The sequence below is a fragment of the Pseudotabrizicola sp. genome (assembly GCF_030656345.1).
Taxonomy (GTDB): domain Bacteria; phylum Pseudomonadota; class Alphaproteobacteria; order Rhodobacterales; family Rhodobacteraceae; genus Pseudotabrizicola.
The window spans coordinates 69,945-94,357 of sequence record NZ_JAUSNR010000007.1 but is presented as its reverse complement, the minus strand read 5'-3'; the positions used below and the strand labels follow the sequence as shown (position 1 = coordinate 94,357).

Here is a 24,413-nt window from a genome sequence, read left to right as displayed (position 1 = left end):
GTCAGGTCAGCCGGTAGACCCGGGCTGCGGTGTTCCAGAAGATCGCGTCCTGTTCGGACTGGGTGAAGGCAGCAGCCCCCGCGCGGTGCGCAGACAGCAGCGCGGCATAGCCGGTCCAGAGCTTTTCGATGGGGAAGTTCGACCCCCAGAGGCAGCGGTCAGCGCCGAACAGGCCAATGGTTTCCGAGATCAGCCAGCCGATATGGGCCGGATCGTTGCGGTGGATGAAGGTGCCGAAGCCGGACAGCTTTGCCACCACATTCGGGCAGGCGGCCAGCGTGGCCATCGCCTCGCGCCATGCGGCGCGTCCGGCATCGGTGGTATCCTCCAGCATTCCGGCGTGTTGCAGGACGAATGTCGTCGCAGGACAAGCCTGCGCCAGACGCGCTGCCCCGGCCATCTGCGCAGGAAAGACCTGAAGGTCGAAGGTCAGGCCGTAACCGCCTAAGGTTGCAATGTTTTTCTGTACTGCCCTATCCTCGCAAAGGTCCGGCCCCGAGGCAAAGCGATAGAGCGGGTTATCGTGATAATGCAGTTGCTGGCGAATGCCGCGCAGGCGGGGAAAGCGCATCAGGCGGTCCAGCGCCGGGCGGGCATCGGCCACCGTCATGTCGGCAAAGGCCACGATGCCGTGCGGCCAGCCGGTGTCCTGCGCCAGCCCCTCCAGCCAGGCCACTTCGTCCAAAGCCCTTTCAACAGGCCAGTTGGCCTGCACATAGACCGCCCGCTCCACGCCCTGCGGCACGGCATCGGCCAGATATTCAGTCATCGGATAGTCGCGCCGGATCGGCTCATAGGGGCCGAAGATACGCGGCTGCATCGGGCCTGACAGCCAGGGCAGATCGGCCTGCCGCCAGACGTGGAAATGTGCGTCGATCACCCTCATGCCGCGCGTGCTCCCTTTGCGAAAGTCAGGATCTCGGCCGCGATGGCCTGCGGGGTGGCCCCGTTGCCCAGCCGGTCGATCATCGGCGCAATCGCCCGCATCGCCCCGGTCTCAACCCGGTAGGCCGGATCGGCGGCCAGCGGTGACAACCACAGCACCGACCAGGCAAGGCCGCGCATCCGGTCCATGGCCTGCACCAGCGCCTCCGGCCCGCCGCGTTCCAGCCCGTCGGACAGCACGACCACCAAGGCACCCCGCGCAAAGCCGGCAAAGCGTGGCACGGCGAGGAAGACCTGCAGCGCCTCACCCAGCCGCGTGCCGCCGTCCCAGTCGGCCACCAGCCCCGCCGCCCGTATCAGCGCCTGATCGCGGTTGCGGTGGCGCAGGGCACGGCTGACGCGGGTCAACCGGGTGCCAAGGGTAAAGACCTCCACCCGTTCCCCCGCCTGCACCAGAGCGTGACTCAGCCGCATCGCGCCTTCGGTGCCCGCTTTCATCGAGCCTGACACGTCGATCAGCAGCAACACGCGCCGCTGCCGGGTCTGACGGGTCCGGCGTGGCAGGCGGGTGATTTCGCCGTCATGACGCAGCATGGCGCGAAAGGTGCGCGACGGATCAGGGGCACGGCCCCTGCCCGGGGTCAAGCGGCGGGCCCGGCGGCGTGGCAAAGCGCGTGGCACCGCGCGGGCAAAGGCGCGCAGGCCATCCGCATCCTCAGCGAACGCCCGCGCGGTCAGGCGTTCAAGGGCCGTCGCCTCGGCACCCGATGGATCTTCGTCTTCAGGTTCGGGCAAAAGCGCCGCATCGCCCGCATCATAGGCGGTCGGCAGATCTTCGGCCTCGCCCGGCGCGGGGGCGGCAAAAGCCATGCCAAGAAAGACCTTGTCAAACAGCGCATCGAATTCCGCGTGGCGTTCGGGGGGCGGGCCGAAGGTCGCGTGTGCTGCGCGGCGGATGTCGCGCAGGGATGCGGGGCCAAGCAGGCCGGTGGCGGCAATGAAGGTCCGGGTCTGGTCTGGCGCGGCCAGAAAGCCATGGCCGCGCAGCACCTGTGCGAAGGTGAGAAAGGGGGCAAGAGCGCGTGGAAGTGGCATGGCGCGCGTCATGGCCGCCCTCCCCGTGGCAACCCGTGCAGGGGGGTTGTCTGCCCCCCGGCCTGCGGCCTCCCCCCGAGGATATTTGCGGGACTGAAAATGCAGATCGGTTGGATCATGCCGCCGTCCCCTGCAACAGCGCGTCGAGGCGGGGAGCGATATAGGTCAGATCATCCTGATCCTTCAGAACCACGCCGATGGCGCGGGCAAAGGCCCGGGGCCATGGTGCCCCCTGTTTCTGCAACAGCGTGGCGGCTTCGGCCCATTCAACGGTTTCGGCCACGCCGGGCGGCTTGGCCAGCGGTTCGGCGCGCAGGCGGTTGACGGCGGCGACGACCCTGTGCGCCGTATCCTGCGCGACAGTCGAGGCGCGCATCATCACGATCTGCGCCTCCAGCGACGGATCGGGATAGCCGATCCAGTGATAAACACAGCGGCGGCGCAGGGCCTCGTGCAACTCGCGCGTGCGGTTGGAGGTCAGAACCACGACGGGCGGTTCCGTCGCGCGGATGGTGCCGCGTTCGGGGATCGATATGGTGAAATCGGACAGGAATTCGAGCAGGAACGCCTCGAACTCATGATCCGCGCGGTCGATCTCGTCGATCAGCAGGACACAGTCGCGGGGGGCCTGCAGGGCCTGAAGCATCGGGCGCGCCAGAAGGTAGTCGTCGGCATAAAGGTTGATGTAGCCGTCGCCCGCCTGCCGGATTGCCAGCATCTGGCGGGGAAAGTTCCAGTCATACAGGGCTGCGGCGGAATCGATCCCTTCATAGCATTGCAGCCGCACCAGTTCGCGGCCCAGCACCGAAGCAATCGCCTTGGCAGCTTCGGTCTTGCCCACCCCCGGTGCCCCTTCAAGCAACAAAGGTTTGCCAAGGGCAAGCGCCAGATAGGCAGCGGTCGAAAGCCCCTCGTCCGCGATGTATTGCGCGTCGCGCAGCGATTGCGCCAGCGGAGCCGGCCCGTCGATGCCAAGGATGGAGGGGCGGATGACCATGCGCCTACCGCCCCAGCCGGTTGCGGGGTTTGGCACCGCCGAGGGCCTGCAACCCGCGCAGGATTTTTTCGGGCGTGATCGGCAGATCGTCGATACGCACGCCCACCGCGTCATAGACTGCGTTGGCGACCGCAGGCAGCACCGGATTGGCGCACATCTCGCCCGGGCCCTTGCCCCCATAGGGGCCATCGGGCGCGGGGCGTTCGAGCACCGAGATGTGGTGCGGGGCCAGGTCACCGGGGCCGGGCATCAGATAGGTGTTGAAATCGATCGGCCCATGGTCACGCGACGGATAATGCGGTTCGGTGGTTTCCCACAGCGCATGGCTCATCCCCATCCAGGCACCGCCGCGCAACTGCTGTTCCACCAGACGCGGATTTAGGGCGCGGCCGACCTCATAAGCCGACTGCATGTCGAGCACCGAAACTTCCCCCGTCTCGTCATCCACCTCGATCTCGACCAGCAGGGCCGCATGGGCGAAGCACGACACCGGGGTCATCTCGCCGGTATCCGGATCGACCTCGGACAGCGGGATGAGGAAAATGCCGCGCCCGGCAATGGTGCGGCCCTGACGGAACTGGGCGGCCTGCGCCGCGGCCATGGTGGTGATGGACCGCGACGGCGCGCCCTTCACATGGATGTTGCCGCGCCCGTCGGTAACAAGGTCAGCCGCATCCACCTCCAGCTCTTCCGCTGCGGCCTCCAGCATCACGCCTCGGGCTTCCTGTGCGGCCATGATCACCGCATTGCCCATCCGGTGCGTGCCGCGGCTGGCGAAAGACCCCATGTCATGCGGGCCGGTGTCGCTGTCGGCGGTGTCGACATAGACATCCTCGACCGGCACCCCGAGGGTTTCGGCCGCAATCTGGCGGGTGACCGATTTCATCCCTTGCCCCAGGTCGATGGCCGACAGGGCCACGGTGAACTTGCCGTCAGGGTTGGAATGGACCAGCGCCTGACTCGGGTCACCGCCAAGGTTCATGCCGATGGGATAGTTGATGGCGGCAAAGCCGCGGCCACGGTGCAGGGTCATCAGCGCCTCCTGAAACCGGAAAGGGACGAAAAGCGCAACGCGCCGGTGCGGGCGGGTGCGGGCGTGGTTTCGGGTGCCTGCGCGGGGCTCGGTTTGGGGGCCGGTGTGGGGGCGACCGGCGGCGGCGGCACCTCCCCTCCCCCTGTTGGGAAGGGGATGGGGGTGGGGGGCACGCGGGGGGAGGCTGGCGGCATCATCGCCTCGGGTGCGGGTTTCGCGCCCTTTCTGGCATAGCTGCCGGTATCAAACCCCTGAACCCGGCCCGCCTGATCGGTCACGGTATGCGATGGCAGCGCGGCCCGCTCTCCCCCGCCGTCTTTCAGCGACGAGGCCGCGCGGGACGCGGGGGTAAGGGCGATGCCGGCCTTGTCTGCCACCACCTGACAGCATTCGATCAGCGCGGTGTTCTTGGCCAGACGCCGATGCGCCTTCATGTCGCCGTCGCGATACGCATTGAGGATGCGCAGATCGACCGGGTTCATCCCGACCACATCGGCCACCTTGTCCATATGGGTTTCGATGGCGAAATCGACACCGGTGATGCCAAAGCCGCGCATCGCTGTCGCAGGCGTCCGGTTGGTATAGACGCAGTAGACATCGGCATGCACATTCGGGATCGTATAGGGGCCCGGCAGGTGCCCCACGCCCTTGATGATCGCGTAGGATGACAGGCGGGTATAGGCGCCGCTGTCGAAATAGCCAGTGAACTTGCGCGCGATGATCCGGCCATCGCGCATGACGGCATCTTTCAGATACCAGCGTTCGGCCCCACGCGGGGCACCCACCTGCATCTCTTCCTCGCGGTCCCACATGAACTTGCAGGGCCGCCCGGTCAGCATGGCGCCCAGAATCGCGATGGGTTCGTGGATGCTGTCCACCTTGCCGCCAAAGCCGCCGCCCACGGTGCCGCCGATGAAATGCAGGCGCGAGGATGGCATGGTCAGCACCTTGGCCGCCGTGCCCAGCGAGAAGAACAGCGCCTGCGTAGAGGTATAGCAGACATAGCGGTCGTTCTGTTCGGGGGCGGCGATGGCACCGCAGGTCTCGATCGGGGCCTGTTCGATGGGCGACATCTGATAGCGCCCCTCGACGATGTGGTCGGCGCGGGCGAAGGCCGCCTCCACATCGCCGAACCGCAGCTTCTGGTGGTCATACTTGCCGTGATAGATGAACTTGTTGGTCGGATAGACCTCACACACCGTGGGGGCCCCCGGCTTGATCGCCTCTTCGACGTCGAGGACATGGGGCATAACCTCCCAGTCCACCCGCACCCGTGCCACCGCCGCGCGGGCCTGCGCCTCTGTCTCGGCGATCACCGCCGCCACCGGCTCTCCCTTGTAGGCCACCTTGGTTTCGGCCAGCAGCGGTTCGTCGTCGAGGCCGAAATCCAGCAGCGACAGCAGGGTGTTGAGGTTGCGCGGCACATCCGCGCCCACCAGCACCCGCCGCACGCCGGGCATGCGGGCCGCGTCAGTGGTATCGATGCGGCGGATGCGGGCGTGGTGATGGGGCGAGCGCACGCAGCGGATGTGCAGCAGGCCGTCGAACCTGTGGTCGTCATAAAAGGGCGAACGGCCGGTGACATGGCCGGGAATATCCTGTCGGCGCGTGGGCTTGCCCACTTCATTCAGATTGTCGTCGCGCTCATCCGCGAAAAACTCCTTGCGGAATTCGATCCCGTTGCCGCCGGTCATGCCCGCACCCTCCCGCCAGCCACCGACAGGATGGCCGAGATAATCGGCTCATACCCGGTGCAGCGGCAGATATTGCCGCTGATCGCCTCGATCACCTCATCGCGCGTGGGCGCAGGATTGCGGTCCAGAAGCGCCTTGGCCGAAATCAGCATGCCGGGCGTGCAATAGCCGCACTGGGCCGCGAAATGTTCCATGAACGCCTCTTGCAGCGGGTGCAATGCGGGTGTGGCCAGCCCTGCGGCGGTCTCGACCCGGCAGCCCTGCACCGCCTCGGCCAGCGTCAGGCAGGCCAGATGCGTGGCTCCGTCGATGGTGACGGTGCAGGCACCGCAGGTGCCCTGACCGCAGCCATATTTTGGCGACATGTCGCCGACACTGCGGCGCAGAAAGTCCAGCAGGTTCTGACCGTCATCGGCAAAGGCCGCGCGGTCGTGTCCGTTCAGGGTGAATGTCACAGGTCGTTTCGCCATCTAGCGGCCCCCCATCCGTTCCAGCAGGCGGCGCAGATGCACCCCCGCCACCTCGCGCCGATACCATGCGCTGGCGATGGCATCGGTCGGCGGGTCCAGCCCCTCGGATGCCACCTGCGCCGCTCGCGCGATCGTGGCCGCGTCCAGCGCCTGCCCTTCCAGCACCCGCTCCACCGCCGCCGCGCGCAGCGGCGTCGGCCCCATGGCACCGAAAGCCACGCGCGCGCCCCGTATCCGCCCGCCTTCACGCGGCAGATGCACGGCAATGGACAGAACCGACACGCCCTTGGGCTTGATCCGGCTGACCTTGGCAAAGGCAAAGTCAGCCGGGTTGCGCGGGCGCGGCACCTCGATGCTGGCGATCAGCGCGGCGCGTCCACGGTCGCGCAGCAGGTCTTCCAGCGGGCGTGCGCCCTGCCCGACCGCCACAACGCGCGCGCCCAAAGCCAGCAGTGCCGCGGTGAAATCGCCGTAAGGATGGGCGGCAAACAGATTGCCCCCCACCGTGGCCATGTTGCGCACCTGCGGCCCGCCCACGGACCGCGCGACCGGGTGCAGCCAGTCCAGTTCCCGCGCGGCGAGAACCGCTGCCATCGTCACCCCGGCCCCGATGGATACCCCGTCCCCCTGCGTGCGGATCTGTTGTAAGGTCGGGTCTGTCACCCGCAGGATCCGCGCCGGGGCCACGCCGGCATTCACGTCGCGCATGACCAGCGTACCGCCCCCAAGATAGGTGGCATCCGTCCCCATGGCGCGCGCCGCCTCGGCCAGCGTGGTATAGGTTTCCACCTGTATCGTCATGATCCCTCCAGCCCCATATGGGCGCGGACGGCATCAAAGCCGCCCTGATAGACGTGCTCTGCCACCATGTCGTGCAATTCCCGCTCGCGTCCCGGCGGCGTGTCGAAGCGGCTTTCCCAATGCCAGAAGGTGCGGTCGCCATCGGTGACGGGCGACAGCCGCACATGGGCGACGTAGTTCAGAAGCGGCACCGGCGTGTCGAGCAGGCAATAGCTGAACGCCATGTCTGCATCTGACAGGGTCAGGAGCTGCTCGCGCAGGTTCGCCCCGTCCGTCAGGCGGAAATTGCGCACGCAGCCGATCCGGTCAGAGGGCCAGCCCTTTTCCACATGGCTTTCCGCCACGATGGTATGCCAGCGGTCATGACCGTTGAAATCGCGGATCACATCCCAGACCGCCTCGACGGGGGCCTGCATGACCGTGCTTTTGACCACCTTTACCATCGCTCAACCCGCCATCTGGCGCTTGAGCGCGTCGAAACCGGCCTGAAAGACATTCGTGCCGATGCCTGACACCAGATCTTCGGCCACCGCATCCTCGCAGTCGAACTCGGCCGTCCATTCCGCAAAGGTCCGGTCGCCATCCGTAACCGGCGTCAGCCGCAGGGTCGCAACATAGCCGGTCAGGGGCATCGGGGATTCGAGGATCGCATAGGTGCAGAACAGATCGAAATCCGACAGGCCCAGCAGCTTTTCGCGGATGCGGTCACCGTTTTGCAGGTGAAAGTCGCGGACGCACCCCACCCGGTCTGCGGGTTCGCCATTCTCGATCCGGCTGTCGCGGATACGGGGATGCCAGCGCGGCAATCCGTTGAAATCGCGGACCTTGTCCCATACCTTTGCCGCGGGCGCGTCGATGACCGAAGAGATATATACGCGCGGCATCTATTTCTTCTCCTCGGGCTTTTTCTCCTCGGGCCTTTTCTTCGACGCCTCAGCAGCGATGCGGCCCAGATCAGAAGCCTCGCGGATCAGGCCGCCCTGTTTGGCAAGGGTGCCGCCCTCGATCCCGATGTCAGACAACAGGCTGTCGATCAGCGGGGCCTGCACCCGGTAGCGCAGGGCAGAGTTGATGACCTCATCGGTGGGGCTGCCACCGCTGCCACCGCCGCCGCCCATGCCGTCAAGCTGCATGATCCTGATGTCCTGAATTTTCTCCAACGGCTTCACCGATGCGGCGACGATCCCTTCGACATGCTCCAGCATCTTGCGCTTGAACAACGAATGGCGCGCTTCGTCGGTCAGGATGTTTTCGGCTTCGTTGATCAGCTTGGCCGCTTCCGCCTCGACCACGGCGCGGACCTGCGCCGCCTCGGCCATCAGCCGTGCCTCTGCTGCGGCTTTCTCGGCCATCAGCACATCGACGGATTTCCGGCGCTCGGCCACTTCGGTTTCGCGCACGGTCTTGACCTTTTCCTCGGCCTGCGCTGCCAGAGCGCGGGCAACGTCGGCCTCGGCCCGGGCGGCACTTTCCTCCAGTGACTTCTGGTAAAGGGAAATGGCCTTTTCCATCTGGGCCGTTTCCACACTGCGCTCGCGCTCCACCTCCAGACGGCGGCGTTCGGTCTGATGGGCGATGCGGATCTCGTCGAGGCCGCGTTCCGAAGCGATCCGGGTGCGTTCCACATCTTCCTGTGACTCGATCTCGGCTTCGCGCAGGGCCTGCACGCGGGCGATTTCCAACTGCTCCAAAGACTGGCGGCGTTCCACGCGGGCGGTCTCGACGGCGCGGTCGCGCTCCACCTCAGCGGTCTCTACAGAGGCCTGCGCGGCCAGTTGCGCGCGCCGGACCTCGGCCTCGGCTGCGGCGCGGGCAGATTTGGCCGTGGCCAGATCGACCACGCGTGCATCTTCGGCGGCCTCGACCTCGCGCTTGCGGTCGATATCGGTGACCTCGCGGGTTTTCTGACTGCTGATGCGGTCCTGTTCCAGCGCCAGATCGGCGGCAATACGGGCGCGCTCCACCGCCTCGCGGCGGGCAATCTCGGCCGCTTCCAGCGCCTTATCGCGGGTGATGGCCTGGGTGCGCACCGCCTGTTCGGCGGTAATGCGTTCAGCCTCCAGACTGCGTTTCTGGGCGATGCGGGCGGCCTCCACCGCCTGTTCGGCGGCGACGCGCGCCTCGTCCAGCGCCTGTTCGGTGACAATGCGGGCCTGATCGACGGTCTGGCTTGACGCCACGCGCGCCTGATCCAGCGCGGTGTCGCGCGCAATCTCGGTGCTGCGGGTCGCAAGGTCTGCGGCGATGCGTTCTGCGGCCACCGCCTTTTCGCGTGCGATGCGTGCGGCATCGACGGCCTGACCGGCGGCGATCTCGGCCGCCTCGATAGCCTGCTGGCGGCTGATTTCCATCTCACGGATGCGCTGGTCCTCGCTGATGCGCGCCTCGGACACCTGCGCTGCCTGTACGATGCGCAGCCGTTCAGTCGCCTCATGGGCGGCGATTTCGGCCTCGTCCAACGACTTCTGACGGTCAATCTCCTGCTTGCGGATGGTTTCCTCGCCCCGGATGCGGGTCTGATTGATCAGCAAGGTCTTGGCCATGTTGCGCTTCTCAGTGGCCTCGGCCGCCTCGATCTCGGCCTGGGCGGTGGCCTGCTGGCGCGCGATTTCAAGGGCCTGAGTTTCCCGGTCCTTGGCAATGCGCGCCTCTGTCAGCGCCTTTTCCTGCGCGATACGGGCGCGTTCGGTGGCCTCGCGTGCCTCGATCTCTGCGGCCTCCAGCGCGCGGGCGCGGGCGATTTCCTGTGTGCTGGTTTCCTGTTCATTCGTGATGCGCGCCTCTTTCAGAGCACGTTCCTGAAGAATCCGCGCGCGTTCGATGTCTTCGCGCGCGGCAAGCTCATCGGCATCGACCGCCTTTTGCCGTGCAATCTCGCGGCCCCGGATATCAAGCTCCGATGCGATCCGGGCCTCGGCAATGGTGCGCTCATTGGCGATGCGTGCCATCTCGATCACCTCGCGTGAGGTGATCTGGGCCTCTTCCGCCTCGGTCTCGCGGGTGGCACGTTCACGGGCCAGTTCGGCGCGCTGCCGGGCGCGGCGGAATTCCACATCGCGTTCCTGCTCAAGGCGCGCTTCCTCGGATGCCCGCTCGATCTCCAGCGCCTGCTTTTCGGCCTCAAGGTTGCGGGTGCGGATCTGGATCATCGCATCCTGTTCGATGTCGTTGCGGATCTTGCGGCGGGCCTCGATGTCCTTGATCAGGACGGTCAGACCTTCGGCATCGAACCGGTTGGAGGGGTTGAAGAATTCCAGGCTGGTCTGGTCAATGTCCAGAATGGCCACGGATTCCAGTTCAAGCCCGTTCTTCTCCAGATCTTCCTGTGCCGCCTCACGCACGCGGGCCACATAGGTGGCGCGGGTCTCGTGCATGGCACCCATTTCCATCTCGGCGGCAACCGCACGAAGCGCACTTTCGAACTTGCCCGACAGCAGCGCATGCAGCGTTTCGGGTTCCAGTGTGCGGCGGCCAAGGGTCGAGGCCGCAGTGGCAACCGAGGCCGGGGTGGGCCGCACGCGGACGTAGAATTCTGCCTCCACATCCACGCGCATCCGGTCCTTGGTGATCAGCGCGGCCCCTTTGGTGCGGCTGACCTTGAGCGGAAGCACGTTCATGTTCACAGGCGTGATATCGTGAATGATCGGCCAGACGAAGGCACCGCCGTCGATCACCACCTTTTCGCCCAGAAATCCGGTGCGCACAAAGGCGACTTCCTTGGTGGACCTGCGAAACAGCCATTGCATCACCCAGTAGAGGATTGCGATGGCGACAATCGCCACAATCAGCCACAAGATCAGTTGTCCGATCAGTTGCCCGGTCATGTCATGCTCCCTATCGGCCTTGAATTTGTTTGAAACGCTTGGTCTGTTCGGTCAGCGCCATCTCTGTCGGCAGCCGCTCCATGGAAGAGGCTCCGTAGAAGCCGTGGCAGTGCTTTGTATTTTTCAGGACGTATTCGGCATCCTCCGGCATCGCCACCGGCCCGCCATGGACCAGCACGATGGCATCAGGGTTCACCGCCAGAGCCGCCGCGGCCCAGTCATCAACCAGTGCCGGGCAATCGCTTAGTTTCAGCGCGGTTTCCGCCCCGATGCTGCCGCCGGTGGTCAGGCCCAGATGACACACGATGATATCGGCCCCCGCCCCCGCCATGGCGGCCGCCGATGCCGCGTCAAACACGTAAGGCGTGGTCAGCATGTCGCGGGCGCGGGCCTTGGCGATCATCTCCACTTCCAGCGCATAGCTCATCCCGGTTTCTTCAAGGTTCGCGCGGAAGGTGCCGTCGATCAGCCCCACGGTGGGAAAGTTCTGGACACCGGAAAAGCCGATCCGCTTGAGGTCGTCCAGAAACACATCCATCAGGCGGAAGGGGTCGGTGGCGCAGACGCCGGCCAGAACGGGGGTGTGCTTCACCACCGGCAAAACCTCGGCGGCCATCTCGACCACGATGCCGTTCGCGTCGCCATAAGGCATCAGCCCTGCGAGCGAGCCCCGGCCCGCCATGCGGTAGCGGCCCGAGTTGTAGATGACGATCAGATCGATCCCGCCCGCCTCTTCGCATTTGGCCGACAGGCCCGTGCCCGCGCCGCCGCCCACGATGGGAATGCCATCGGCGATCATGCCACGGAACTTGTGCAGGATATCGTCGCGGCGGATCATTTGCGGGCATCCTTTCGGCGGGTTTTCGGGGCCCCATGCAGGCTGCGGAACGCAGCGACAAGCGCCTGGGAAAAGGCTGGATCATTGATATGATGCGGCAGGCGGATCAGCTGGCGCGTCGCGGTCTGGCGCAGCGTTTCCCCGATCGCGGTGTAAAGGGCGGCGCGGGCGGCGGGATCGTGAAACGGCTGGCCGGGCGCATCCAGCGCCGAGACGCCGCCCTCGGGCAGGAAGAACCGCACCGGCCCCTCCATCTCGTTCAGCCGCGCGGCGATCCATCGGCCCATCGCGGTGTTCTCGGCAGGCGTGGTCCGCATCAGCGTGACCTGCGGGTTGTGTTCATAAAACAGCCGCCCACGGTATTTTTCGGGCACGGTGTCGGGTGCGCCAAAATTCACCATATCCAGCGCGCCGACCGATCCCACGTATGGCATGCGGCGGCGGATGACCGCGCCGAAGCGGTCTTCGGTAGCCGGAAAGACGCCGCCCCACATCATGTCGCAGACCTCGGTCGTGGTCACGTCGATGACGCCCTGAACCTTGCCGCCATCCACCAGCTTTTCCATCGCCTGCCCGCCGATGCCGGTGGCGTGGAACACGAGGCAATCGTATTCGTCGCGCAGCGCCGTGGTGATCTGCTGGACGCAAGGCGTGGTGACACCGAACATGGTCAGCCCGATCGCAGGTTTGCCAGCCGCGCGCGGGCGCGCGGCACGGCGGGCCTGCACCATGCCGATCATGGCCTGTGCCGCGTTGCCCAGCACCTCTTCGGTAATGGCATTCAGGCCCTGCACATCGGCCACCGAATGCATCATCATGATATCGCTGGGGCCGACGTATTTTGACACCTCGCCGCTCGCCACGGTCGAGACGATCAGCTTGGGCACGCCCACGGGCAGTCCGCGCAGCGCCGGGGCCACCATCGCGGTGCCCCCAGACCCGCCTGCGGAAATCACGCCCGCCACCCCGGAGGCCCGCGCCATCCAGCGCGTGAAAGCCTCGGTCATGCCGGCAACCGACGTGCCACGGTCGCCGGTAAACACGCCCGCAGCCCCGCGCGGGTGGAAAGCCGCGACCTGATGGGCGGGGATTTCGGCCCCAAAATGGCCGCCGGTGGTGGACAGGTCCACCATCCGCACGGCCAGCCCACCCGCGCGGATCAGGTCGCGGATATAGCGCAGCTCGTCGCCCTTGGTGTCCAGCGTTCCGGCCACGATCACCACCTGTTCGCCCGTGGCGCTGAGCGGGCGGATTTCGGCCTGCGCCAGCGCCACCGGGGCCGTGGTCTGCAGCCGCGCCATCTGTTCCAGCTGCAGCACCGGCACGGGCTGCGACCAGCGGGTCGGCGGCTTTGGATTGGCCATGTAGATTTTCGCGGCCTTCGGCGCGTCGGTGGCCTGAGGCGCGGCGGCCTGTGCCTCGGGCGCATCCTCCTCGCCGTGGCGGCCCACACCCAGCAGGCGCTGTTGCAATTCGCGGTCGGCGGCCAGTTCGCGGGCGGGGGCGATGCGGTTGATCCGCCCGTTGACCATGATTGCGACCGTATCGGCCACGCCGCAGGCGACGCCGATGTTCTGTTCGATCACCAGCACGTCCATGTCGCCGTCCTCGGCCAGACGGACCAGCATCTCTTCGACCTGCGCCACGATCACCGGGGCAAGGCCCTCGGTCGGCTCGTCCATCACCAGAAGGCGCGGGTTGGCCAGAAGCGCGCGGGAAATTGCCAGCATCTGCTGCTCGCCCCCCGAAAGCTGCGCGCCGCCGTTGCCCTTGCGCTCGGCCAGACGCGGAAAGGTTGCATAGACCCGGTCAACGGTCCAGGGGCCGGGCCGCCTGCCCGCCATCATGCGCAGATGTTCGTCCACGGTCAGCGACCGCCACAGCCGGCGCCCCTGCGGCACATAGCCAATGCCCATGTTCGCAATCTCGGCAGATCCCTTGCCCACCAGCGGCTGGCCCGCAAAGGTGATCGTGCCCGAAGACACCGGCACCAACCCCATGATCGCCTTGCACAGCGTGGTCTTGCCCATGCCGTTGCGCCCGACGACCGACAGCACGCCGCCCGACAGCCGCAGGTCCACCCCCTGCAGGGCATGACTGGCCCCATAATAGACGTTCAGACCACGCACCTCCAGCGCGGCGGGTCCCTTGCGCTCAGTCATGGCCACCTCCGAGATACAGCGCCTGAACCTCGGGGTCGCCCTCGATCTCGGCCGGGGTGCCCTCTTTGAAAATGCGGCCGTTGTGCATCATCGTCACGTTTTCGGCCACGCGCAGCGCCACATCCATGTCATGCTCGATGATGATGAACCCGATGTGGCGCGGCAGCCCGGTGAGGATCGCCACCAGCTCCTGCCGCTCGGTCGGCGACAGGCCCGCTGCCGGTTCGTCAAACAGGATGAAGCGCGGGGCACCCGCCAGCGCCAGCGCGATTTCAAGCTGGCGCTGCTGGCCGTAGGACAGGTCGGACACCATCGCATGGCGCGAGGCGGTCATGTGAACCGCCTCGATCAGTTCTGCCGCGCGGATCAGCAAAGGGTCGCCCCGACGCGGACGCACAAGGGAAAACCGGCTGCGGCTGACACCCCGGCAGGCAAGGTAGACGTTGTCGGCCACCGTCAGCCCACCGAACAGCAGCGATATCTGGTAGGTCCGGCGCAGGCCACGGCGGATGCGTTCATGGGCGGGAAAGGCCGTCACATCCTCGCCAAACAGCCGGATCGTGCCGGATGTCGGCAAAAAGTCCCCGGTCACGCAATTGAACAGCGTGGTCTTGCCCGCCCCGTTCGACCCCAGCACGGCCCGCCGTTCCCCCGGACGGACCGACAGGGTGATGTCGGAAATCGCGGCCAGTGCGCCGAACATCTTGGTCACACCGCGCAACTCCAGCGCATTGCCGGAACTGACGGACCCCAGCCGGTCGGCAGCGGCATCAAGCATCGTCATGGCCGCCCTCCGCGCAAGGGATCTGACCCCCGGGCCTGACGGGCGCGCCATTTTTCCCACAGGCCAAGCACACCATCAGGAGAGAAGAACACGATCAGCAGAAAGCCCAGCCCGATGATCAGCTTGAAGCGTTCCCCCGACAGCCCAAAGGCCAGCAGCACATCGGGCGAGAACACGCGCAACAGCACGTAGATGAGCGCACCGATAAAGGGGCCAATGGGCCGCTTAAGTCCGCCCACCACGGCAATCACCAGAATGTCGAACACCGCCGGCAGACCTGCTGTGCCCGGCGAGATCTGCGCATTTTGCCAGACCAGCAGAATGCCCCCCATGGCGGCAATCACACTGGCAAAAGTATAGGCCGCGATGCGGTGCGCCGTGACGGAAAACCCAAGGGCTGCCATCCGGCGCGGGTTGTCGCGCACGCCCTGCAACGCCAGCCCGAACGGCGCGCGCGACACATAGACAACGGCGGCATAGGACAGAACCGCGCAGCCCAGCGTCAGATAGTAGAACGGCACCGGCTGGCGCCAGTCGACCCCGAACAGACGCGGCGGGACCACCAGGTTGAAGCCGGAATAGCCGTTGAACACACCGTAGTTCTGACGGGTGAAGTAAAAGAAGGCCGAGGCAATGGCGAGGGTGATCATGATGGTGTAGATCCCTTCGGTCCGCACCGCCAGCGCGCCAATCAGCGTGGCAAAGATCGCCGCGATGAGGATGGCCGCCGGGATATGGATCCACCATGGCAAGCCGATGCTCAGCGCGACCCCGGAGGTGCCAAGGATCGCCACCATATAGCCCGCCAGCGCCGCAACCGTCATCTGCAACAGGCTGACCATACCGCCATAACCCGCCAGGAACATCAGACTGAGCGCGATCATCCCAAGGATGAAGGTCCAGCCAAAGACCTGAAACAGAAAGAAATTCGATGCAAAGGCGGGCATGGCCAGCAACACAAGCCCGATAACCCACCACACCGGGTCCACCCGCTCGATCAAAGACAGCCGCACGGCTGGTGCATCGCGGTCAACCACGGACATCAGCGCCCCTCTCCCAGCAATCCCTGCGGGCGGAAGGCCAGCACAACCGCCATGATCAGGAAGGTGGAGACGACCGAATAGGTCGGCGCATAGACAAGGCCCAGTTGTTCCGCCAGCCCGATGATCACCGCACCGAGGGCAGCGCCGGGAATGGACCCCATGCCGCCTACGATCACCACCACCAGACTGGCCAGCAAAAACCGCGTATCCTCACCGGGCGACAGAGACTGAAACGTGCCGCCCACGATCCCGGCGATGCCCGCCAGCCCGGCCCCGAAGGCAAACACGCCCAGAAACACCACCTGAATCCGCACCCCGGACGCCGCCAGCATCTCGCGATCGTCCACGCCGGCGCGGATCAGCATGCCAAGCCGTGTGCGGTTCAGAACCAGCCACATCGCAAGGCCGATCAGGATGGCCGCCACCAGAATGGCGATGCGCACGCTGGGATAACGCAAGTAGGCTGGGGTCCCGTCCTGCCCGATCCCGCTGATGATGGGCAGTTCCACCGGCCCCGACAACCAGTCAGGGGCCAGCACCGTGTAGGACTGCCCGCCCCAGGTCCACAGCATGATATCGGCCAGAACGATGGACAGGCCGATGGTCACCATGGTCTGGCGCAGATCCTGTCCCTCCATCCGGCGAAACACCTGATGTTGCAAAACAAGGCCCAGCGCCGCGACGACGACAAACACCACCGGAAAGGCCAGCAGCCATGACCCCGTCGCATCGGAAACCTCATATCCCAGATAGCCGCCGATCAGGTACAGCGACCCATGCGCCAGGTTCACATTCCGCATCAGCCCGAAGATCAGTGTAAATCCGGACGCCACCAGAAAATAAAGGGCCCCAAGCGTGATGCCGCCAAACACTGCATTCAGAAAGACGCGCTTGCGGCCCATCACCTGTTCCAGACCTGCAGGCCAGGGGGCGAAGATCAGCCACAGCACAAGCACCGCCGCAATGGCGATGACGAAGGCCCAGACCGGATGGCGCGTGGCAAACCTGTGCATTGGTGACGTTGTTGCTCCTCTTGGCGATCCTGCGGATGGCCGTTCCCCCGTAAAACGCTAGGCTGCGGGGCGAAGAAAGGGCATACCCGACAGTCTGTTCCTTGCCCCCGGGGTCGGCAAATGCGCCTGTGTCGGGAAAAGATCAGCCCGTTACAGGGCGGCAGAGACCTGCACGCTGCGCCGGTAGGCGCTGGGTGCCACCACCCCATTGGCGATGAAGAACCGCGAAAAACTCGCCTGGCTGGAAAACCCCAGGTCGAACCCGATCTCGGCCACGGCAGCCTGCCCTGCCGACAGCCGCTCGATGGCATGCTCCATCCGCAGCGCGTTCAGATAGACGTTCGGCGTCACGCCGATCTGCAGGCGGAACAGTTTGAAGAAATGGGGACGGGACAGACCAACCTCGCGCGCCACGGCGTCCATGTCGAACGGCTCGCCAAGCTGGTCGCGGAACAGGCGCATGGCCTTGCGCACACGAAAATCGCGCATCGGCAGGTCTTGCCCGACGAACCCCGCCCCGCGCTCGGTCCATTGCCAGGACTGGTCGAAACACCCTTGGGTCAGCGCACACAGACGCTCTTCGATGAACGGATCGTCGTGTTCGGCATCCAGCATTGCATGGGCGTTGGCATAGACCAGCCTTGCCAGCGGATCGGTCACCTCTATCCCCACACGGCCAAAGCGCAGCGATGCTGTCGACCGGCGGCTGGCTTCCAGAAACCATGCAGGGCGGATATAACACACCAGCGCGAGCGTGGGCGTGCTGTGGTCCAGCGTCTGGTAATAATGCGGCTGCCAGGGGCTGATCGCCACCGCCTGCCCGGCCGAAAACGGAAATGTGCGCCCTTCGACAACCACCTGGCTGGGGGGGCCCTGAACATGAAAGATCAGATGCCCTTCGCGGTGGGCATGAGGCACCATCGACCGGTCCATACCATACAGGCAGACACGACCGAACGGCCCGTGAAACACGGCGAGTGCAGAACTCATTCTCCTCCCTCCCGCAATCTTGCGATGCAGTCCGCGTTAAAGCTTAGGGTAACGACGCAGTTAAACAACCCTGTTTGCGGTGCGATGCCCCCTTTCATCGCTGAGCCCCTTCCAGCATCCGCTGATAATCTGCCGCCGTGATGTGGCGCGGATTGGTGCGTGTGGCGGGGTCTTCCTCGGCCCGGCGGGCAATACGGTGGCTGACATCCGCGGCAATCGGGCCAAGGCAGAGCGGCAGCGACAACCGCGCCCCCAGCGCTGCCAGCGCATCGGACAGAGACGCCCCCGGCGGCGCACCCATCGCCTGCAACACCAGATCGTAGCGGTCCCCGACTGCGGGCGCGTTGAACTTGAGCACCGGCGGCAGGATCGACGCATGCAGCCAGCCGTGCCGGTACGGCGATCCGGTCTCTGCCTCGATAGCGTAGGCCAGTGCGTGTACCGCGCCAAGCCCCTTTTGCGTGACCAGACCGGCATTCAGGGCGGTCGCCAGCAGTTCACGCCGCGCGCCCAGGTCGTTGCCATCGCTGACAGCCCGCTCAAGATGCCCCGCCGCCCGGCGCACACCATCCAGCGCAATCCCATCGGCGGGCGGGTTCCATCCCGCGCCCAGATAGGCCTCGATACAATGGGTCAGCGCATCCATGCCGGCCGCCGCCGTTGCCTCTTGCCCGGCCCCCAGCGTCAGCGTCGGATCGCAAAGGACCATGGTCGGAACCATGCCCGGACCGCGCCGGGACTTGCCGGTCCCAAGACGCGGCCCTGCCTCGGCCAGCGAGGTCGGCAACGGCCCGAGACCCACGGTTTCGGTCGTCATCGGAATGGTGATAAGTGGCCATTCGGGCGCGCCCGGCCGGTGCGGAAGACCCTGCACCACGCGGCGGGCAAGACCAAGTGCCACCGCGCCGCCAAGGGCCAGCACCGCATCACAGGCAAAACCGTGAACCGTTGACGCAAGCGACCGCGCGACAGCCCCGGTTGCCGCCGTCACGGCGACCCGGTTCGGCGTGCAACCGCGCGGCATGGCATCCTGCAGCCGGTCATAAGCATCCTCGATCCCGCTCGAATCGTCTGTGACCACAAGAGGGCGGTGGACCTTAAGAATGCGCAATTCTTCTGACAACGCGTCTTCCAGGACGCGGTCAGCAAAATGGATGCGCGTGAGATAGGTGATCAGGGACATGGGACGCGGCCTTTTGGGAACCGCTTTCTGCGACCGGCCTTGCTGAAATGGCCGGGCGGCCTGAAGGTCGCCCGGACAAGTCGTCGCAGCAGCGGCAGATCAGCCTTTCCCGCCCAATGCGGTGCAATCCGGATTGTCGCGCGACGGCAGGCCCATGGCGGTGAATTCTTCCGCCGTCATGCCCAGCGTCTGGGTCACACCATCGGTGCGGGCCTTGAACGTGCTGGTCAGATTGCCATCGGCCCCCTCGACCACCTCGGTCACAAAGACCGACCCGGTCGCCTGACGGTTTTCGTTCAGCGTCACATTGCCCAGCGGTGTGTCGAGCGACAGCGACGACAAGGCCTCGTGCAGTGCCGCCTGACCCTCGCCCATATCGCCGTTCACAGCGTTCAGCCCCGCGATCATCGCCAGCGTGGCATTGTAGTAGCCGACGCCAAACAGCGAAGGCGTCGGGAGCCGCTCATTTTCAGGGAAGGCCTCCTGATAGGCCTGCAGATAGGTCTGCCACGCCTCATCGGGGTTGTCATTGGCCAGCGGACCCGAAGTCGGCGTGCCGATCAGCGCCTCCTTTGCCCGCCCGCGCGAGCCCAGAACCGTGGCATCTGCCATGATCGAACCGCCGATCAGATTGGTCTCGGCACCCGCCTGTTCGAACTGGTTCAGGAAGTTGATGGCATCCGTGCCACCCATCCCCAGATAGATGGCATCCACATCATCCGGGAGGGCCGCGATCACGCCGCCAAAGTCGCTGCTGCCCAGCGGTACCCAAAACTTTTCGACAATTTCGCCGCCTGATTTGCAGAAGTCGACGGCAAAGCCGAGAAAGTTGGTGTAGCCGAACGAATAGTCGGCCGCGACCGTCACAACCCGGTTCCAGCCCTTTTCATTGACCACATAGGCCCCAAGGCCCGATCCCCATTGCGCCCCGTCCAGATTGAAGCGGAAGAAGTTCGGTGCCGGGTCAACCCATGTTGTCTCCAGCGCGCCGGAGATGCCGTTGATGACCGTCTTGTCCGGAATGGTCTTGGCATAGTCGCGCATCGCGATGCCTTCCGATCCGGACAGCGGGCCAAGGATGATATCCACCCCATCCTGCTCAATCAGCCGGCGGGCCTGACGGACGGCGGTGTCAGGCGTGGTGTCGGTGGGCGCAATCACGGTTTCAATCGTCTTGCCCCCGGCCATGCCACCCGCCTGCTGCAGCGCCAGTTCGACGTTGCGCACAGCGTCCGCACCCCCTTCGGCAAAGGCACCCTCCAATGCCACAAGAATGCCGACCTTGATTGTGTCCTGCGCAAATGCCGCCCCCGGCAGCAGCAGCGCCGCAGCCGAAACGGTTCCGATAATATGTCGCTTCATGTTATTCCTCCCTGAGACAAGGCCGCCAACGCAGGCCCGTAGCATCGGCTCAATGTGTGCGGGTGTATGCTCCCCTCCCTGCTTGTGGGTGCAGGGTTTGCGACATCGGGCCAGTGATTGCGTCCGGTCATCCTGCCCGCCCGCCCTTCGCCGAGCGATGATCACGGGTGGCCCGGCATATCCGTGCGTCTGATTTTTTGGCACTTTGCCCCCCGGAACGTGTAACTCTTGGGGCGTGATCCGGCCTTCCCGATCAACGGTCGCGTCGGGTACGTCGCGTCGATCATGACGACCTTCTCTTCGCCGCCTTCGGAGGCTAGCCCCTTCATCCGTGCGAAAACGCCCATGTCGCCCCAACGCTTCCAGCGATTGTAGAGGGTCTTCGGCGGGCCATACTCCCGAGGCGGGTCACACCATCTCAGCCCGTTGCGACTGATGACCGGGGTATCAGTGTGCGCCATATCCCAGCAGGCTGCCTTGTTGAGGCACGGTCCCAGGCAAATTCAAGGATTTCACCTGACTTTCGCCCGTTCTCGGGGCAGACCGCGCCCAGCCAGATCTAACTTTCGGACGCTGCACGCCTGTTTGGCCACTCGTTCAAATGCACCTGCAGTGCGAGAGCGACTTCCGAATCCAGCCCCAACAAAAATAACGACTTAAAAACCTTTGCCCGTAACCGGCAAAACCTTACCCCAAACGGCAGCAACTATGTCCCGATTTACAACAAACGTCAGTGAGTCCAGACCCCACGGCGGTCGGTGGCAAAGTTCTCGCCATAGCCCCGCGCCCGGATCAGGGGTTTGCGCGCCTTGGGCAGTTGCACGTCATAGTTGATGCCCTTGGCCTGCGCATAGGCTTCGGCCGCGTCCAGCGTGTCAAAGTGCAGCACCACCTGTGCCTGCGTGTCACCTGATGAGGTCCAACCCATCAGCGGATCAACTTCCCGCGCCGAGGCGGGGGCGAAATCCAGCACCCAGCCTTTGGTCTTGGCGGTGCCCGATTGCATCGCGGTCTTGGTGGGCTGATAGATGCGGGCGCGCATAGGGAAAACCTCCGGTACAGACAGGGGATATATGCAGGAAAAGCACCACAGGGCGCAAGGGCCAAGCAAGCCGCTGTCGGCTGATCACGGGGTGTGGGTGGGGTGTGGTGCGATCAACCGACAGCTTCAGTTTGCTGCTTGCCGGATCACTGTGCCAAAGCCGCCCCCGTCTTTCAACCAAAAGATGCAAGCTTGCGGCTTGTTTTCGCTAAAATTGAATCACATACCTTAACCCTGCCGCAATGAGGGTTAATCTTCCGGTGCCACCCCCCTTTTATGGGAACAAAAACGGAATACATTGGGGCCTTGCCAAGGAATCGTCCCGACCGGAAAGCTGCCATGCCCCACAACAATGCCAACGCCCTGACCGAACGCCCCGAGGTGCTGACCCGGCCAAAGCTGGAAGGCGGGCGGCGGTTTGTGCTGTCCACACCGTTTCAGCCTGCAGGTGACCAGCCGACGGCGATTGCCGAACTGTCCGCAGGCGTGCGGGCGGGCGAGCATAATCAGGTGCTGCTGGGGGCCACCGGCACTGGCAAGACCTTTACCATGGCCAAGATCATCGAAGAAACCCAGCGACCGGCAATTATCCTTGCCCCCAACAAGACCCTCGCGGCGCAATTATACGGCGAATTCAAGGGGTTCTTTCCCGAAAATGCCGTGGAATACTTCGTCAGCTATTACGATTACTACCAGCCCGAAGCCTATGTCGCCCGCTCTGACACCTATATCGAGAAGGAATCCCAGATCAACGAACAGATCGACCGCATGCGCCACTCGGCCACGCGGGCGCTGTTGGAGCGCGATGATGTGATCATCGTCGCCTCGGTGTCGTGCATCTACGGTATCGGCTCGGTCGAGACCTATTCGGCGATGACGCAGGATCTGCTGGTGGGCGAGTCCTACGACCAGCGCAAGGTGATGGCCGAACTGGTGGCCCAGCAATACCGCCGCAATGATCAGGCGTTTCAGCGCGGCAGCTTCCGGGTGCGCGGCGACAGCCTTGAGGTCTGGCCCGCCCACCTTGATGACCGTGCATGGCGCTTCAGCTTCTTTGGCGAAGAGCTTGAGGCGATTGTGGAATTCGATCCGCTGACCGGGGCGAAAACCGACAGCTTCAAACAGATCCGTATCTACGCCAACAGCCATTACGTGACCCCCCGCCCGACGATGCAGCAGGCGGTGATCGGCATCAAAAAGGAGCTGCGCCAGCGGCTGGACCAGCTGGTAAGTGAGGGCAAGCTGCTGGAAGCGCAGCGGCTGGAACAGCGCACCAGTTTCGATCTGGAAATGCTGGAAGCCACCGGCGTCTGCAACGGCATCGAGAATTATTCGCGCTACCTGACAGGCCGTGCCCCCGGCGAACCGCCACCGACCCTGTTCGAATTCATTCCCGACAATGCCATCGTGTTTGCCGACGAATCCCACGTTTCCGTCCCGCAGATCGGCGGCATGTACAAGGGCGACTTCCGGCGCAAGATGACGCTGGCCGAACACGGCTTCCGACTGCCATCCTGCATGGACAACCGGCCATTGAAGTTCGAGGAATGGGATGCGATGCGCCCGCAATCGGTGTTCGTCAGTGCCACACCGGCAGCGTGGGAGATGGAGCAGGCCGGCGGCGTCTTCACCGAACAGGTGATCCGCCCCACCGGGCTGGTCGACCCCATGGTCGAGATCCGCCCAGTTGAGATGCAGGTCGATGACCTTCTGGACGAAATCCGCAAAGTGGCGGCTCAGGATCTGCGCGTGCTGGTCACCACGTTGACCAAACGCATGGCCGAAGACCTGACCGAGTATTTCCACGAACAGGGCATCCGCATCCGCTATATGCACTCCGACATCGACACCATCGAACGGATCGAGATCCTGCGCGACCTGCGCCTTGGCGCGTTCGATGTGCTGGTCGGCATCAACCTGCTGCGTGAGGGTCTCGATATCCCCGAATGCGGGCTGGTGGCGATCTTGGACGCGGATAAGGAAGGCTTCCTGCGCTCTGAAACCTCGCTGATCCAAACCATCGGGCGTGCCGCGCGCAATTCCGAAGGCCGGGTCATCATGTATGCCGACCGCGTCACCGGCAGCATGGAGCGGGCCTTGCGCGAAACCAACCGCCGCCGCGACAAGCAGATCGCCTATAACCTTGAACACGGCATCACACCGATGACGGTGAAGAAAAACGTTGAAGATGTGCTGCAAGGCCTGTGGCAGGGCGATACCGACATGGCCCGCGTCACCGCAAAGGTCGGCAAGCCCATGGTCGGCCAGAACCTTGCCGCCCACCTCGATGCCCTGCGCCTGCAGATGCGCAAGGCCGCCGAAAACCTGGAGTTTGAAGAGGCCGCCCGCCTGCGCGATGAGGTCAAGCGGCTGGAAGCGGTAGAGCTGGCGGTCCACGATGACCCGATGGCCCGGCAATCGGTGATCGAGGATGCGGTGGATGAGGCGCAGAAAATGGCGGGCCGGTCCACCGCAGGCCGCCCCGGCCAGCGCGGCGGCGTCAAACGGCGCAAGCGTTAGCGCGCCGTTTGTTAGCGCGCGGTGTCCATCCACAGCACCCCGTCGCGATAGCCACCGCGCCGCACGTAACCCGGCTGCGCCACTTCGGGAAAATCCGCGGCCCAGTCGCGAAAGCGGTCGTTGCTCAGCACCGACGCCCCCAGCTCGCGCGCCACGGTCAGGATCACCGGGTCCGCCGCCTCGCCCTTCGGCACCACCAGCACCCGGTCGGCGGGCAGGCCAAGCGCGCGCGCCAGCGGGCGGTCGTCCATATAGCGGCCCGTCAGCTTGTATCCGGCATTGGCATCGAACACCACGCCGGGCTGATACCCCTGATCGCTCAGCAAACCCACCACCTCGCGCAGCGTGGCCATCTGCGGGGTGTCATCCTTCCAGTGCATGATGTTGGACCCGTCGATGACAATGCTGCGCGGCGGGACCTTTGGCGCAGCTTCCGGCTTGGCCAGCAGCATCAGGATCATCGCGGCAAAGGCCGACAGCAGCGCCAGCAGCACCGGCGGGGCATCCCACGCGCCGGTCAGCCACAGCCCCGCCAGAGCTGCCAGAAAAGAGAGCACGAAGAGGATAAAGGGCACACGCATGCCACCAGCCTGACGCTTTGATCTGGGCAACATAACGGCACCTTCGCGCAGATTTCACGGCATTCAGGGGTTGGATTGCGCGGACTTAATCGCTAC

At 64.9% G+C, this 24,413-nt stretch carries 21 protein-coding genes and 1 pseudogene; 1 reads left to right on the top strand and 21 read right to left on the bottom strand.

Annotation, left to right across the window (positions count from 1 at the left end; translation table 11 throughout):
• Position 1: 1 nt before the first annotated feature.
• The 20 genes and pseudogenes from Q7J44_RS03530 to Q7J44_RS03435 all read right to left on the bottom strand — a co-directional run bounded on the left by Q7J44_RS03530 (position 2) and on the right by Q7J44_RS03435 (position 21,216).
• Positions 2-886 (bottom strand): amidohydrolase, encoded by an 885-nt coding sequence (locus tag Q7J44_RS03530; RefSeq protein ID WP_304877035.1) that lies wholly within the window; start codon positions 884-886, stop codon positions 2-4.
• The gene (locus Q7J44_RS03525) at positions 883-1,992 is read right to left on the bottom strand and encodes a VWA domain-containing protein (protein WP_304877033.1); all 1,110 of its coding nucleotides are present in this window, start codon (positions 1,990-1,992) and stop codon (positions 883-885) included. Before Q7J44_RS03525 ends, Q7J44_RS03530 begins: the two co-directional genes overlap by 4 nt.
• A 103-nt stretch (positions 1,993-2,095) precedes the next feature.
• Positions 2,096-2,977 carry a MoxR family ATPase gene (locus tag Q7J44_RS03520; RefSeq protein ID WP_304877031.1) on the bottom strand — a complete coding sequence of 294 codons (882 nt, stop codon included), beginning with the start codon at positions 2,975-2,977 and terminating at the stop codon, positions 2,096-2,098.
• Between the two features lie 4 nt (positions 2,978-2,981).
• The gene (locus Q7J44_RS03515; protein ID WP_304877029.1) at positions 2,982-4,010 is read right to left on the bottom strand and encodes a xanthine dehydrogenase family protein molybdopterin-binding subunit; all 1,029 of its coding nucleotides are present in this window, start codon (positions 4,008-4,010) and stop codon (positions 2,982-2,984) included.
• Positions 4,010-5,704 carry a xanthine dehydrogenase family protein molybdopterin-binding subunit gene (locus tag Q7J44_RS03510; protein ID WP_304877027.1) on the bottom strand — a complete coding sequence of 565 codons (1,695 nt, stop codon included), beginning with the start codon at positions 5,702-5,704 and terminating at the stop codon, positions 4,010-4,012. Before Q7J44_RS03510 ends, Q7J44_RS03515 begins: the two co-directional genes overlap by 1 nt.
• Positions 5,701-6,174: a (2Fe-2S)-binding protein gene (locus Q7J44_RS03505; protein WP_304877025.1), complete on the bottom strand. Its 474-nt coding sequence runs from the start codon at positions 6,172-6,174 to the stop codon at positions 5,701-5,703. Before Q7J44_RS03505 ends, Q7J44_RS03510 begins: the two co-directional genes overlap by 4 nt.
• A complete protein-coding gene (locus Q7J44_RS03500) occupies positions 6,175-6,975 on the bottom strand; it encodes a xanthine dehydrogenase family protein subunit M (RefSeq protein ID WP_304877024.1) in 801 nt (266 codons plus the stop codon).
• Entirely contained in the window at positions 6,972-7,418 is a 447-nt protein-coding gene (locus Q7J44_RS03495; RefSeq protein WP_304877022.1) for an SRPBCC family protein, read from the bottom strand. The genes Q7J44_RS03500 and Q7J44_RS03495 overlap by 4 nt, the downstream gene beginning before the upstream one ends.
• 3 nt (positions 7,419-7,421) lie before the next feature.
• Entirely contained in the window at positions 7,422-7,859 is a 438-nt protein-coding gene (locus Q7J44_RS03490) for an SRPBCC family protein (protein ID WP_304877020.1), read from the bottom strand.
• Positions 7,860-10,799 (bottom strand): flotillin family protein, encoded by a 2,940-nt coding sequence (locus Q7J44_RS03485; RefSeq protein WP_304877018.1) that lies wholly within the window; start codon positions 10,797-10,799, stop codon positions 7,860-7,862.
• A gap of 10 nt (positions 10,800-10,809) precedes the next feature.
• The gene (locus Q7J44_RS03480) at positions 10,810-11,637 is read right to left on the bottom strand and encodes a phosphoenolpyruvate hydrolase family protein (RefSeq protein ID WP_304877016.1); all 828 of its coding nucleotides are present in this window, start codon (positions 11,635-11,637) and stop codon (positions 10,810-10,812) included.
• Positions 11,634-13,799 carry an ABC transporter permease gene (locus tag Q7J44_RS03475; protein ID WP_304877014.1) on the bottom strand — a complete coding sequence of 722 codons (2,166 nt, stop codon included), beginning with the start codon at positions 13,797-13,799 and terminating at the stop codon, positions 11,634-11,636. Before Q7J44_RS03475 ends, Q7J44_RS03480 begins: the two co-directional genes overlap by 4 nt.
• Entirely contained in the window at positions 13,792-14,583 is a 792-nt protein-coding gene (locus Q7J44_RS03470) for an ABC transporter ATP-binding protein (RefSeq protein ID WP_304877012.1), read from the bottom strand. The genes Q7J44_RS03475 and Q7J44_RS03470 overlap by 8 nt, the downstream gene beginning before the upstream one ends.
• Entirely contained in the window at positions 14,580-15,626 is a 1,047-nt protein-coding gene (locus tag Q7J44_RS03465) for a branched-chain amino acid ABC transporter permease (RefSeq protein ID WP_304877010.1), read from the bottom strand. Before Q7J44_RS03465 ends, Q7J44_RS03470 begins: the two co-directional genes overlap by 4 nt.
• Entirely contained in the window at positions 15,626-16,639 is a 1,014-nt protein-coding gene (locus Q7J44_RS03460; RefSeq protein WP_304877008.1) for a branched-chain amino acid ABC transporter permease, read from the bottom strand. The genes Q7J44_RS03465 and Q7J44_RS03460 overlap by 1 nt, the downstream gene beginning before the upstream one ends.
• A 150-nt stretch (positions 16,640-16,789) precedes the next feature.
• Positions 16,790-17,629 (bottom strand): helix-turn-helix domain-containing protein, encoded by an 840-nt coding sequence (locus Q7J44_RS03455; RefSeq protein ID WP_304877006.1) that lies wholly within the window; start codon positions 17,627-17,629, stop codon positions 16,790-16,792.
• Between the two features lie 94 nt (positions 17,630-17,723).
• On the bottom strand, positions 17,724-18,812 hold the full coding sequence (locus tag Q7J44_RS03450) for an iron-containing alcohol dehydrogenase (RefSeq protein WP_304877004.1): 1,089 nt from the start codon (positions 18,810-18,812) through the stop codon (positions 17,724-17,726).
• A gap of 99 nt (positions 18,813-18,911) precedes the next feature.
• The gene (locus tag Q7J44_RS03445) at positions 18,912-20,174 is read right to left on the bottom strand and encodes an ABC transporter substrate-binding protein (RefSeq protein ID WP_304877002.1); all 1,263 of its coding nucleotides are present in this window, start codon (positions 20,172-20,174) and stop codon (positions 18,912-18,914) included.
• Positions 20,175-20,443: 269 nt separating this feature from the next.
• Positions 20,444-20,611 (bottom strand): annotated as a pseudogene (locus Q7J44_RS03440) (IS5/IS1182 family transposase); the annotation flags it as partial.
• A gap of 293 nt (positions 20,612-20,904) precedes the next feature.
• Positions 20,905-21,216 (bottom strand): ETC complex I subunit, encoded by a 312-nt coding sequence (locus Q7J44_RS03435; protein WP_304877000.1) that lies wholly within the window; start codon positions 21,214-21,216, stop codon positions 20,905-20,907.
• Between the two features lie 339 nt (positions 21,217-21,555).
• Between Q7J44_RS03435 and uvrB the strand changes: the two genes are divergently transcribed.
• Complete coding sequence (gene uvrB, locus Q7J44_RS03430; RefSeq protein WP_304876999.1) at positions 21,556-23,736, top strand: excinuclease ABC subunit UvrB; 2,181 nt, start codon at positions 21,556-21,558, stop codon at positions 23,734-23,736.
• An 11-nt stretch (positions 23,737-23,747) separates the two neighbouring features.
• On the opposite strand, the gene Q7J44_RS03425 is transcribed toward uvrB, so the two are convergent.
• Positions 23,748-24,317, bottom strand: coding sequence for a hypothetical protein (locus Q7J44_RS03425; RefSeq protein ID WP_304876997.1), 570 nt, complete (start codon positions 24,315-24,317; stop codon positions 23,748-23,750).
• Positions 24,318-24,413 lie beyond the last annotated feature (96 nt).

Bases quoted from the DNA above. Each gene is read 5' to 3' on its own strand.
- Q7J44_RS03465 (WP_304877010.1), bottom strand. From the start codon at position 15,626: ATGTCCGTGGTTGACCGCGATGCACCAGCCGTGCGGCTGTCTTTGATC.
- Q7J44_RS03525 (WP_304877033.1), bottom strand. From the start codon at position 1,992: ATGACGCGCGCCATGCCACTTCCACGCGCTCTTGCCCCCTTTCTCACC.
- Q7J44_RS03450 (WP_304877004.1), bottom strand. From the start codon at position 18,812: ATGTCCCTGATCACCTATCTCACGCGCATCCATTTTGCTGACCGCGTC.
- Q7J44_RS03435 (WP_304877000.1), bottom strand. From the start codon at position 21,216: ATGCGCGCCCGCATCTATCAGCCCACCAAGACCGCGATGCAATCGGGC.
- uvrB (WP_304876999.1), top strand. From the start codon at position 21,556: ATGCCCCACAACAATGCCAACGCCCTGACCGAACGCCCCGAGGTGCTG.
- Q7J44_RS03490 (WP_304877020.1), bottom strand. From the start codon at position 7,859: ATGCCGCGCGTATATATCTCTTCGGTCATCGACGCGCCCGCGGCAAAG.
- Q7J44_RS03425 (WP_304876997.1), bottom strand. From the start codon at position 24,317: ATGCGTGTGCCCTTTATCCTCTTCGTGCTCTCTTTTCTGGCAGCTCTG.
- Q7J44_RS03470 (WP_304877012.1), bottom strand. From the start codon at position 14,583: ATGACGATGCTTGATGCCGCTGCCGACCGGCTGGGGTCCGTCAGTTCC.
- Q7J44_RS03515 (WP_304877029.1), bottom strand. From the start codon at position 4,010: ATGACCCTGCACCGTGGCCGCGGCTTTGCCGCCATCAACTATCCCATC.
- Q7J44_RS03500 (WP_304877024.1), bottom strand. From the start codon at position 6,975: ATGACGATACAGGTGGAAACCTATACCACGCTGGCCGAGGCGGCGCGC.
- Q7J44_RS03480 (WP_304877016.1), bottom strand. From the start codon at position 11,637: ATGATCCGCCGCGACGATATCCTGCACAAGTTCCGTGGCATGATCGCC.
- Q7J44_RS03495 (WP_304877022.1), bottom strand. From the start codon at position 7,418: ATGGTAAAGGTGGTCAAAAGCACGGTCATGCAGGCCCCCGTCGAGGCG.
- Q7J44_RS03505 (WP_304877025.1), bottom strand. From the start codon at position 6,174: ATGGCGAAACGACCTGTGACATTCACCCTGAACGGACACGACCGCGCG.
- Q7J44_RS03460 (WP_304877008.1), bottom strand. From the start codon at position 16,639: ATGCACAGGTTTGCCACGCGCCATCCGGTCTGGGCCTTCGTCATCGCC.
- Q7J44_RS03485 (WP_304877018.1), bottom strand. From the start codon at position 10,799: ATGACCGGGCAACTGATCGGACAACTGATCTTGTGGCTGATTGTGGCG.
- Q7J44_RS03455 (WP_304877006.1), bottom strand. From the start codon at position 17,629: ATGAGTTCTGCACTCGCCGTGTTTCACGGGCCGTTCGGTCGTGTCTGC.
- Q7J44_RS03520 (WP_304877031.1), bottom strand. From the start codon at position 2,977: ATGGTCATCCGCCCCTCCATCCTTGGCATCGACGGGCCGGCTCCGCTG.
- Q7J44_RS03510 (WP_304877027.1), bottom strand. From the start codon at position 5,704: ATGACCGGCGGCAACGGGATCGAATTCCGCAAGGAGTTTTTCGCGGAT.
- Q7J44_RS03530 (WP_304877035.1), bottom strand. From the start codon at position 886: ATGAGGGTGATCGACGCACATTTCCACGTCTGGCGGCAGGCCGATCTG.
- Q7J44_RS03445 (WP_304877002.1), bottom strand. From the start codon at position 20,174: ATGAAGCGACATATTATCGGAACCGTTTCGGCTGCGGCGCTGCTGCTG.
- Q7J44_RS03475 (WP_304877014.1), bottom strand. From the start codon at position 13,799: ATGACTGAGCGCAAGGGACCCGCCGCGCTGGAGGTGCGTGGTCTGAAC.